This is a genomic window from Novosphingobium sp. (genome assembly GCF_027489515.1).
Taxonomy (GTDB): domain Bacteria; phylum Pseudomonadota; class Alphaproteobacteria; order Sphingomonadales; family Sphingomonadaceae; genus Novosphingobium.
In genome coordinates, this window is the sequence record NZ_JAIXZS010000050.1 from 42508 (window position 1) to 52453 (window position 9946).

10 protein-coding genes are annotated in these 9946 nt (G+C 65.5%); 2 read left to right on the top strand and 8 right to left on the bottom strand.

Annotation, left to right across the window (positions count from 1 at the left end):
- Nucleotides 1–74 precede the first annotated feature (74 nt).
- The 6 genes from Q0082_RS08750 to Q0082_RS08775 all read right to left on the bottom strand — a co-directional run bounded on the left by Q0082_RS08750 (nucleotide 75) and on the right by Q0082_RS08775 (nucleotide 5335).
- Complete coding sequence (locus Q0082_RS08750) at nucleotides 75–1094, bottom strand: fumarylacetoacetate hydrolase family protein (protein ID WP_298191608.1); 1020 nt, start codon at nucleotides 1092–1094, stop codon at nucleotides 75–77.
- Nucleotides 1091–1549 (bottom strand): MarR family winged helix-turn-helix transcriptional regulator, encoded by a 459-nt coding sequence (locus Q0082_RS08755; protein WP_298191609.1) that lies wholly within the window; start codon nucleotides 1547–1549, stop codon nucleotides 1091–1093. Before Q0082_RS08755 ends, Q0082_RS08750 begins: the two co-directional genes overlap by 4 nt.
- Nucleotides 1550–1614: 65 nt before the next feature.
- Entirely contained in the window at nucleotides 1615–2265 is a 651-nt protein-coding gene (locus Q0082_RS08760) for a TetR family transcriptional regulator (protein WP_298191610.1), read from the bottom strand.
- Nucleotides 2262–3131: a crotonase/enoyl-CoA hydratase family protein gene (locus Q0082_RS08765; RefSeq protein WP_298191611.1), complete on the bottom strand. Its 870-nt coding sequence runs from the start codon at nucleotides 3129–3131 to the stop codon at nucleotides 2262–2264. Before Q0082_RS08765 ends, Q0082_RS08760 begins: the two co-directional genes overlap by 4 nt.
- 121 nt (nucleotides 3132–3252) lie before the next feature.
- The gene (locus tag Q0082_RS08770; protein WP_298191612.1) at nucleotides 3253–4038 is read right to left on the bottom strand and encodes an SDR family NAD(P)-dependent oxidoreductase; all 786 of its coding nucleotides are present in this window, start codon (nucleotides 4036–4038) and stop codon (nucleotides 3253–3255) included.
- A gap of 124 nt (nucleotides 4039–4162) precedes the next feature.
- A complete protein-coding gene (locus tag Q0082_RS08775) occupies nucleotides 4163–5335 on the bottom strand; it encodes an acetyl-CoA C-acetyltransferase (RefSeq protein WP_298191613.1) in 1173 nt (390 codons plus the stop codon).
- Between the two features lie 176 nt (nucleotides 5336–5511).
- Here Q0082_RS08775 and Q0082_RS08780 point away from each other — a divergent pair, with 176 nt between their 5' ends.
- Both Q0082_RS08780 and Q0082_RS08785 read left to right on the top strand, forming a co-directional pair.
- Entirely contained in the window at nucleotides 5512–7173 is a 1662-nt protein-coding gene (locus Q0082_RS08780; RefSeq protein WP_298191614.1) for a DUF5597 domain-containing protein, read from the top strand.
- Between the two features lie 294 nt (nucleotides 7174–7467).
- Nucleotides 7468–8160, top strand: coding sequence for a hypothetical protein (locus tag Q0082_RS08785; RefSeq protein ID WP_298191615.1), 693 nt, complete (start codon nucleotides 7468–7470; stop codon nucleotides 8158–8160).
- 128 nt (nucleotides 8161–8288) lie between these two features.
- On the opposite strand, the gene Q0082_RS08790 is transcribed toward Q0082_RS08785, so the two are convergent.
- On the bottom strand, nucleotides 8289–9245 hold the full coding sequence (locus Q0082_RS08790; protein ID WP_298191616.1) for an acyl-CoA dehydrogenase family protein: 957 nt from the start codon (nucleotides 9243–9245) through the stop codon (nucleotides 8289–8291).
- The coding region (locus Q0082_RS08795; protein WP_298191617.1) for an acyl-CoA dehydrogenase family protein at nucleotides 9245–9946 on the bottom strand (702 nt) is incomplete at its 5' end. The genes Q0082_RS08790 and Q0082_RS08795, both read right to left, overlap by 1 nt.

Genomic DNA, 9946 nt, shown 5'->3' on the forward strand with positions numbered 1-9946 from the left:
AAACAGTAAGGGGCGCAGCGAAAGCTGCGCCCCTTCTTGCTTGGCCTGCCTGATGGAGCGCGGCGCCTGGCGGCTCAGGCCGCAACCACTTGCTGTTCAATTGCACCGAACACGGCGTGGCCCTTGGCGTCCTTCGCCGCGATCCGCACGCTATCGCCGTGCTTGAGGAACGGCGTCACCGCCGCCCCGCTGCGAATGGTCTCGACCATGCGCTGTTCGGCGATGCAAGCATAGCCGCGCCCGCCTTCGCGCACCGGACGACCCGCCGTGTAGCCGGCCTTGCCATCGGAATCGCGGTTGGACACCGTGCCCGAGCCGATGATCGTGCCCGCCCCGATGCGGCGCGTCTTGGCAAGATGTGCGATCAGCTGGCCAAAATCGAAGGTCATGTCCTCGCCCGTCGCCAGTCGGCCGAAGGGCCTCCCGTTGACGTCGACATGCAATGGCAGGTGGAGCTTGCCCCCGGCCCATGCCGCGCCGAGCCGCTCGGGCGTCACGAACACTGGCGAGAAATGGCTGGCAGGCTTCGATTGCACGAAGCCGAATCCCTTGGCGAGCTCGTCCGGGATCAGTCCGCGCAGCGAGACGTCGTTCACCAGCCCGACCAGCCGGATATGCCCGAGTGCTTCCTCCGGAGAAACGCCCTGCGGGACATCGCCCGTCACCACCACCACCTCGGCTTCCAGATCGCAGCCCCAGCTCTCGTCCGCAAGCATGATCGGCTCGCGCGCGCCGCGCAGGTCGTCGCTGCCGCCCTGGTACATCAGCGGATCGGTCCAGAAACTCGCCGGCAGCTCGCTCCCTCGCGCCTTGCGCACAAGTTCGACGTGGTTGACGTAGGCGCTGCCGTCCGCCCACTGGAACGCGCGCGGCAGCGGGGCCGCCGCCTCGCGTTCATGGAAGCGCTTCTGCGGGATTGCGCCGTGCTGAAGCTCGATCGCCAGCGCCTCGAGATAGGGGGCATAGCGATCCCACTCGTCGAGCAGGCCCTGCATGGTCGGCACGATATGGTCGGCATCGGCATACCACGCCAGATCATCCGAAACGACGATCAGGCGGCCGTCGCGCCGCTGCGGCAAGCTAGCCAGTTTCATGGGCGTTCCCCTTCGATGGTGCGCACCGCATTGAGCAATTTGTCGAGCAGCGCTCGCAGCTTGGCCGTTTCGGCCGGCGAGAGCGCGGCAAAGATCTTCTCGTAGGTGGAGAGGGCGTTCGGCCAGATGCGATCATACATCGCCCGGCCCTCATCAGTCAGCCACAAGTGGTGCGAACGCCCGTCCGCCTCGTTGGGGCTACGCGCGACAAGCCCGCGCTCGCCCAGCATCTTGCACGCCCGGTTGACCGCCACCTTGTCCATCAGCGTCGCCCGCACAAGGTCGCGCTGCGTCAACTGGCCGGCGTCACCCAGCACCGCCATGATCCGCCATTCGGGAATCTTTAGGCCGAATTCGCTGTGATACTCGCCCGAAATCAGGCTGCTGACCGCGTTCGATGTGATCGCGAGGCGGTACGGGATAAAGTCGGACAGCCTGGTCTGCGTGTCAGCCATGCTCCGGTTCTAGGCCAGCCGCCGCGCTGCGCAAGCAAAAGCGCATCCGCTTCTCACCGGATTGGTCATCGGGCGAGAATACCGGCCATGATGAAATCGACCGTATGCTCACGGTAGCGGTCGCGCAGCTCCTCGGTCAGCGTGTCCTGATCGAAGCAATGCCGCAACACCAGCCGCGCCGAAAAGAACCTGTCTGCTGCGCCCGTCACCGTGAAATAGAACAGCTGCGGATCGATCGGGCGAAACACGCCTGCCTTCACGCCGTCGTTGATCAGCCGGTCATAGGCCTTGTTGAGCGGCATGAGGTACTTGTCGGCAATCCGCTTCGCCTCGGCAGGATCGCTATCACGCACGAGCCGCATCAGCAGGCGGTTGAGATAGGGAAACGCGAAATAGGTATCGACGCAGCGCGCGATATGCTGCCTGAGCTTGGCCTCCGGGCTCATGTGATCCTTGGCGAGCAGCGCCTCGACCGACTTGATGATCGCCACCATGTCGCGGTCGAGCAATTCGCCCAGCATCCCGGCCTTGTTGCCGAAGTAGTACTTCACCAGCGCGGAATTGAGCCCCGAGCGCAGCGAGAGCTCGGACAGCGAAATATCGACCTGGTCGCCCTCTCGCATGATCTGCGAGGCGGTTTCCAGCAACAACTCACGCGCGCCCGGCTGTTCCCCGCCGGTTTCCCCCACTGATGCCACGTTCGTCTGCTCTTTCATTCCCAGCCCGGTTCTTCCCACCACGGGTAAAATCCCGGCATATCCGAAGAAACGCGTCCCGGGTAGGCCGGTGCGCGCTTTTCCAGAAAGCTGGCCACACCTTCTTTCGCATCAGCCCCGCGCGAAAGCTGGTAGATCGCGCGGCTATCGACGCGGTGCGCATACATCGGGTGCGGCGTCGCCGCGTTGCGCCACAGCATCGCGCGCGTCATCGCGACCGACACGGCACTCGTGTTATCGGCGATCTCGCGCGCCAGGGCGTGGGCGGCGGGCATCAGGTCCTCGGGCGCATGAAGCGAGCGCACGAGCCCCCCTGCCAGCGCTTCCTCTGCGCCGAACACACGGCCCGTCATGCACCATTCGAGCGCCTGGCTCATGCCTACGATGCGCGGGAGGAACCAGCTTGAGGCTGCCTCGGGCACGATCCCGCGCCGCGCGAACACGAAGCCGAAGCGCGCCGACGTGCTGGCAAGGCGGAAGTCCATCGGCAGCTGCATCGTCGCGCCGATGCCGACTGCCGCGCCGTTGATCGCGCCGATCACCGGCTTCTTCGAATTGAAGATGCGCAAGGTGCAATAGCCGCCGCCATCACGCACTTTCACATCATTCAGCGGCACCTCGGTCGGATCGGAGAACGGCCGCGCGCCATCGTCCGGCGTCAGGTCCGCACCGGCGCAGAACGCCCGGTCGCCCGCGCCCGTCACGATCACCGCGCGCACGCTGTCGTCGGCATCGGTCCGGTCGAACGCGTCGATGATCTCGGTCATCATCGTGCGCGTGTACGCGTTCATCTTGTGCGGACGGTTGAGCGTCAGCGTCGCGACGCCATCGGCCACATCGAGCAGGATCTGCGTGTATTCGGCCATTCTCGGCTCTTCCTCTCCAGTAGTCCCTCCCCTTCAGGGGAGGGTTGGGGTGGGGCATGTTCGGTTCTTGGCCAACATGCCCTCCCCCGGCCCCTCCCGCTCGCGGGAGGGGCGATTCAGTTTACCGCGGCGCCATGCGGATCGCGCCGTCGAGGCGCACGTCTTCGCCGTTGAAGTAGCCGCATTCGATCATCGTCAGCGCCAGCTGCGCATATTCCGCCGGAACGCCGAGGCGCTTGGGGAACGGCACCGAGGCCGAGAGCGCATCGCGCACGTTCTGCGGCGCGCCCGCGAGCAGCGGGGTATCGAAGATGCCCGGCAGGATGGTGTTGACGCGGATGCCCTCGCTCATCAGGTCGCGCGCGATGGGAAGCGTCATGCCAACCACGCCGCCCTTCGAGGCGGAGTATGCCGCCTGGCCGATCTGGCCGTCCTCGGCCGCGACCGAGGCGGTGTTGACGATCGCGCCGCGCTCACCGAATTCGTCCACTGGATCGAGCGTCATCATGCCCGCGGCGGACTTCGCGATGCAGCGGAAGGTGCCGACGAGGTTGATCTGGATCAGCCAGTTGAAAGCCTCCAGCGGGAAGTGCTTGATCGAGCCATCTTCCTTGCTGCGGCTGGCGGTCTTGATCGCGTTGCCGGTGCCCGCGCAGTTCACGAGGATGCGCTCCTGCCCGATCGCCGCACGCGCCTTGGCAAAGCCGGCGTCCACGCTCTCGTCCGAGGTCACGTTCACTTCGCAGAACACGCCGCCGATCTCGGCCGCGACGGCCTCGCCCTTTTCCTTCTGCATGTCGAAGATGGCGACCTTCACGCCTTTCGCGGCGAGCGCGCGCGCGGTAGCGGCACCAAGGCCGGAGGCGCCGCCGGTGACGACTGCGGAAATCGAACTATCAAGCTTCATGGCAATTCTCTCCTGAAATCAAAGACTAGCCCCTCCCCTACAGGGGAGGGGTTGGGGTGGGGCGTGTTCGGTTCTTGGCCAACACACCCTCCCCCGGCCCCTCCCGCAAGCGGGAGGGGAGGGATCACATCATCTCGACAATCGTCACGTTGGCGACACCGCCGCCTTCGCACATCGTCTGCAGGCCATACTTGAGGCCGCGCGCCTTCAGCGCATAAAGCAGTGTCGACATCAGCTTGGTGCCCGAAGCGCCAAGCGGGTGGCCCAGCGCGATCGCGCCGCCGTTCACATTGAGCTTCTCCGGGTCAGCACCGGTGTGCTTCAGCCAGGCCATCGGCACCGAAGCGAACGCCTCGTTCACTTCGTACAGGTCGATATCGCTGATCTTCATGCCGGCCCGCTGCAGCGCGCGGTCGGTAGCGAAGAGCGGTTCTTCGAGCATGATCACCGGATCGCCCGCGGTCACCGTCAGGTTGTGGATCCGCGCGAGCGGGGTGAGGCCATGCGCCTTCAGGGCCGCTTCCGAAACGATCAGCGCCGCGCTCGCGCCGTCACAGATCTGGCTGGAACTCGCCGCGGTCAGCGAGCCATCGGGCGAAAGCAGCTTGACGCCCGAAATCGATTCCAGGCTCGCATCGAAGCGGATGCCTTCGTCCACGGTGTGCATCGCGGGGCCGTCCGCCGTCTCGATAGCAATGGGCACGATCTCGTTCGCGAAGGCATTCGCCTGCGTCGCGGCAATCGCCTTGAGGTGGCTGGAGAGCGCGAACTGATCGAGCTGATCCTTGGTGAAGCCGTGCTTCTTCACGATCATTTCCGCGCCCATGAACTGCGAGAACATGATGCCCGGATATTTCTCTTCAAGCTGCGGCGACTTGTAGTTGCCCAGCCCCTCTTTCATGTGAAAGATCGCGGTAGAGCCCATCGGCACGCGGGTCATGCTCTCGACGCCCGCGGCGATCACCATGTCCTGCACGCCCGACATCACCGCCTGCGCGGCAAACTGGATCGCCTGCTGCGAGGAGCCGCACTGGCGGTCAATCGTCACGGCCGGCACCGAATCCGGCAGGCGCTTCGCGGCAAGCACGGCATTACGCCCCACCTGCCCCGCCTGCTGCCCGCCCTGCGAGACGCAGCCCATGACGACATCGTCCACCGCCGCACCATCGATGCCCGTGCGCTCGACAATGGCATCCAAGGTCGCCGCCGAAAGATCGACCGGATGAACCCCCGCAAGCCGCCCATTCCGCCGCCCGCCAGCGGTGCGCACTGCATCAACGATATAGGCAACAGCCATGGCATTCGACTCCCGTATCCGTTCGTTTAACTGAACGATTAAGGGGTGTCGGGGATGGGGTCAAGGGATTGGGGTGGAGGAGGTAAAGGACCGCAGCACTTGCCGAAACAGAATATAGGTTCTAATTTCGGAATCGACAAGAATGGGAGACCAATGTGCGAAACATGATCTGCAGCATGATGCTCGCCATCGCCGCCGCGAGTGCCGTCCCAGATCGAGTTTCGGCCGCGCCCATTCCCGCGATCCGGGAAGGTCAGTTGCTAGTCGATGGAAAGCCTTATCTGGCCCTCGGCGGCGAGTTGCACAATTCCAGTGCATCCAGCGCGGAATACATGCAGCCGGTTTGGGACAAGCTCCAGGCCATGCACGTGCGCACGGTGGTCACCACAGCCTCATGGGAGGATACAGAGCCCACCGAAGGCCGGTTCGATTTCACGCTCGTCGACACGCAAATTGCCGAGGCGAAGCAGCGCGACATGCGCTTGGTCCTGATCTGGTTCGGCGCCTTCAAGAACGCCGCCTCGACTTATGCCCCGTCTTGGGTCCGCAGCGATACGAGGCGCTTTCCCCGTGCAGTCGCGACTTCCACTCAGAAGGAAGCCTTTACTTACAAGGAGGCGATGCCGAAGCCCGTGCTTTCGGTGTTTTCTCCGGAGTTGATGAAGGCCGATGCCAAAGCGTTCGCGGCATTGATGCAGCATCTCGCGCAGGTTGACCCAGATCACCGGTTGATCATGGTGCAGGTGAATAACGAGACGGGTCTGCTGCGCGATAGCCGGGACCGGTCTGCGCTGGCGCAAGCTGCCTGGAACGGCCGCGTACCTGCGCAACTGCTCAAGTTTCTAGCGGCTAACCGCAAACGGCTGAAGCCAGAGCTCGACGCCGTGTGGAGCCGACAGGGCCGCAAGACGGCCGGCACATGGGCCGAGGTCTTCGGCACGGACTGGCAGGCGGACGAGATTTTCATTGCCTGGCACTTTGCGCGCTACATGGAGACGCTCGCCGCGGCCGGGAAACGACAGCTGCCGTTGCCGATGTACACCAATGCCTGGCTGGGCCCTCAGGAAGGCCAGCCGATGGCCGGCCAATACCCCAGCGGCGGCCCCGCGCGGCGCGTTCTCGATATCTGGCAGGCTGCAGCTCCCTCGCTCGATCTGCTGGCGCCGGATATCTATGTGCCCGATGCCAAGCAGGTTCTGGCGGACTACGATCATGCAGGTAACACCCTGTTCGTGCCTGAGGCGCAGTTTCGCACCGGCGACATTTTCTGGGCGCTCGGCCAGCACCGCACGATTGGGTATTCCGTGTTCGGCATCGAGGACGGACGGATCGACAGCCAACTTGCGCAGGCGTTCTTTGCCCTCTCCGGGATGGACGGAGTGATCGCTGAAGCGCAAGCGGAAGGCCGCATTGCGGGCATCCTGCTCGACGATGACAAGCCCTCCGCAATCAAACTGGGCGGATACACCATCACGGTGCAACAAACGACGATCCTGCTCCGCCAGATGCTGCTCGATGTCGGCCTGCAAGCTCCGCCCCCGCCTCCGCCGTTGCCAAGCGAGACCGAAGGACCGACTGCGCGGCCCGCGCCAGGCGACAGCCGCGCGTTCGGTCTTGTCATTGCCGAGAAGGATGGCTCGTTTCTGTTGATCGGCAAGGGGTTCACCGCCGACTTCAGCAACGGCTCCGTACCTGTCGAGGTGGATCGGGCCGAGGAAGGGCGGTTCACTGCTACGGGCTGGAAGGCCGGACGCTCTCTCAACGGAGACGAGCGGCTCAGCCTCATACCGACGGATCGGGTGGGTATCGTCCGGATCAGATTGCTCTCACCGCGCTGACGCGCGCCGTCAGCCCCTCACCCCACAAACAGGGCCGCCCGCGCCGCCATCTCGCGCCACACGCCGTGGCCGCCCAGCCCGCCATGCGGCGGCCCAGCCGCTCGGCCAAGAATGTATCGCCGCCGAACTCGCTGCGCCAGCCCAGCAGACGGCGAGTCAGGTGGTTCGGGGCCTGTCCGGTGGCAGGCGCAGCGCCCCAAGCAGTCCGATGCGGACATATCAAAACATGTCGCGACCGCGCGCTAAACCCATCGTAACCACTCCCATGGCAGGTCTCCCCTACGGAGACCGACGATGACGACACTCTACTACAGCCGCGGCAAGCTCATCTTCAGCGGGGCGTTTCTGCTGATTCTTGCGCCGGTGCTGGGGCTGTTCAGCTTGTTTGCCGGCCCCGTCGGCATGATCATCGGGGTGATCCTGATCGTGGGCGGGCCGCTCATGTCGATCGGGCGGCTCGGGCGGGTGTTCAGCGATCTCAAGGCGATCGAGTATGACGAGCGGCAGATCCATCTTCATCCGATCGGCGCATCGCGGCGGCTGAACTGGCGCGAAGTTACCGGGATCGAGGTGCACACGCTGACGCAGTATATCTATGGCTTCATCCCGGTGAGCCGGCAGCATTCGATCCGCATCACCCATACTGGCGGCGTGCTCGGCAAGGCGAAGATCACCATTCCCTTCAATCTGCTCGCCATGGACAAGGCCACCGTGATCGCGCGGCTGACGGACATGGAAAAGCTGCGCGGGGGCGACGGGTTTGTCGGCGGCGCGGCGCGCGTCTCCAAGGCGGCGCTCACCCGCGCGATGAACGCCCCGCGCGAGGAGATTGAATCGGCGAGCGACTTCGATGCCGATGCGGTGATGGCGCGCTATCTGGCGCAGCGCGAGGCGAACCTGAAGGCCGAGGCAGAGGCACAAGCGCAGACCCCCGCCACGCCGCAAATGCCCCCGCGCGTCGCCGGGTTTGGCCGCAAGCGCGCCTGAACAAACGTATGCCACTTCTGCCCCTCCCCCGTTCGGGGGAGGCCGGGTGGGGGTGCGCTGTGCTTGTCGGAAAGGCCGAACACCTTCGCCAAACCCCTCCCTCCGGGAGGGGGGGCAAGCATCGGAGCCTAACCGACGAGCCGATCCGTCCGCGCCGCCATTTCGCGCCACAGGCCGTGGCCGCCAAGGCCCGCCACGCGGCGGCCCAGCCGTTCTGCCCAGAAGGCATCGCCGCCGAATTCGCTGCGCCAGCCCATCAGGCGGCGGGTCAGGTGGTTGAGCGCGTATTCGATGGTAAAGCCGATAGCGCCGTGCATGCGATGCGCGATCGGTACCGCGCGGTCCACGGCGATCCCCATGCGCAGCTTGGCCGCCGCGATCTCGAAGCTGGCGTGCCCGTAATCGAGCGCCGCCGCGCAGGCCGCGGCTGAGGCGTCGACGGCAGCGGCTTCCTCGGAAAACTCCGCCATCGCCTGCTGCACGGCCTGAAACTTCGCCAGCGCGCGGCCGAACTGCACGCGGGTGTTCACATGATCGATGGCGAGCGTGAACGCCGCCTCCAGCGCGCCCGAGGCCTGCGCGACCCGGGCAAACGCGCCCAGCGCCAGCAGATCGACGTCGCAAGCAGCCGTTGCCGCCGCCGCGCCGGTAAAGCTCACGGCATCCCACGGCTCACCCGCAGGCGAGAGGCTTTCCTCGAAGCTCAGGGCATCGGCGTGGTAGAGCGAGAGCGTGCCGCCCTCCACATGCACCACCGCCGCAGCATGACGGCCATAGGGCACGCGGCTGCCGGGCGCGGCGATGGAAATCAGCCCCTCCGGCGCAGCGATCCCCACCTTCGCCAGCAAGTAATGCGCGATCACCGGCTCGGCTAGCGGCGCGGCGAGCGCGTTGAGGCCCGCCAGCCGCAGCACGGCCAGCACATCGCCCCAGTCCCCGCCGAAGCCGCCCGCATCCTCGGGCACCAGCAGCGTCGAAAAGCCAGCCTCGGCCACCTGCGGCCAGGCCACATCGAAAGGCTTGCCCGCCAGATCGGCGAACAGGCCGGCTGCCATGTCGGTCAGCAAAGTGCGATTGTCGCTCATCAGCGCAGCCCCAATCCCTTGGCAATGATCCCGCGCAGCACTTCCGGCGTGCCGCCGCGCAGCGAGAAGCTTGGGCTCGCGACGAGGATCCACGTCAGCAGGCGCGAGAGGTCGCTCTTCCCCGCAAGGTCCGCGTTCACCGCCGCTTGCACCGCGCGCGGCAGCGCCTGTTCGTAGGCATTGCCGAGGTCCTTGACGATGGCCGCCTCGACGACCGGGTCCTCGCCCGCCGCCAGCTTGGCAATGGTCGACATCGACATCTGCCGCAGCGTCCACATCTCGGCGGTGAGGCGGCCGATCAGCTGCGCGGTCGGCGCATCGGGCTCGGGCCCCATCGCATCGATCAGCGCTACGAGCAGCATGTGGCTGGAGAGATAGCGCTCCGGCCCCGAGCGTTCGAGCGCGAGTTCGGCGACGACCTGCTTCCAGCCGTTGCCCTCGACGCCGACGAGCGCGTCGTGCGGGAGGAGGACGTCCTCGAAGAAGATCTCGTTGAAGTGATGCGTGCCCGTCATGTCGATGATCGGGCGGATGGTGATCCCCGGCGTATCGAGGTCGATCATCATCTGCGAAAGGCCAGTGTGGCGCTCGCTGCCTTCCTCGGTGCGCAGCAGGGTGAGCGCGGCGTGGCTCTTGTGCGCGCCGCTGGTCCACACCTTCTGGCCGTTGATGCGCCAGCCTTCGTTGGTCTTCTTCGCCGA

Excerpts from the sequence above, each read along its gene's own strand:
- Q0082_RS08760 (WP_298191610.1), bottom strand. The coding sequence starts at position 2,265 with ATGAAAGAGCAGACGAACGTGGCATCAGTGGGGGAAACCGGCGGGGAA.
- Q0082_RS08785 (WP_298191615.1), top strand. The coding sequence starts at position 7,468 with ATGACGACACTCTACTACAGCCGCGGCAAGCTCATCTTCAGCGGGGCG.
- Q0082_RS08775 (WP_298191613.1), bottom strand. The coding sequence starts at position 5,335 with ATGGCTGTTGCCTATATCGTTGATGCAGTGCGCACCGCTGGCGGGCGG.
- Q0082_RS08750 (WP_298191608.1), bottom strand. The coding sequence starts at position 1,094 with ATGAAACTGGCTAGCTTGCCGCAGCGGCGCGACGGCCGCCTGATCGTC.
- Q0082_RS08755 (WP_298191609.1), bottom strand. The coding sequence starts at position 1,549 with ATGGCTGACACGCAGACCAGGCTGTCCGACTTTATCCCGTACCGCCTC.
- Q0082_RS08765 (WP_298191611.1), bottom strand. The coding sequence starts at position 3,131 with ATGGCCGAATACACGCAGATCCTGCTCGATGTGGCCGATGGCGTCGCG.
- Q0082_RS08770 (WP_298191612.1), bottom strand. The coding sequence starts at position 4,038 with ATGAAGCTTGATAGTTCGATTTCCGCAGTCGTCACCGGCGGCGCCTCC.
- Q0082_RS08790 (WP_298191616.1), bottom strand. The coding sequence starts at position 9,245 with ATGAGCGACAATCGCACTTTGCTGACCGACATGGCAGCCGGCCTGTTC.
- Q0082_RS08780 (WP_298191614.1), top strand. The coding sequence starts at position 5,512 with ATGATGCTCGCCATCGCCGCCGCGAGTGCCGTCCCAGATCGAGTTTCG.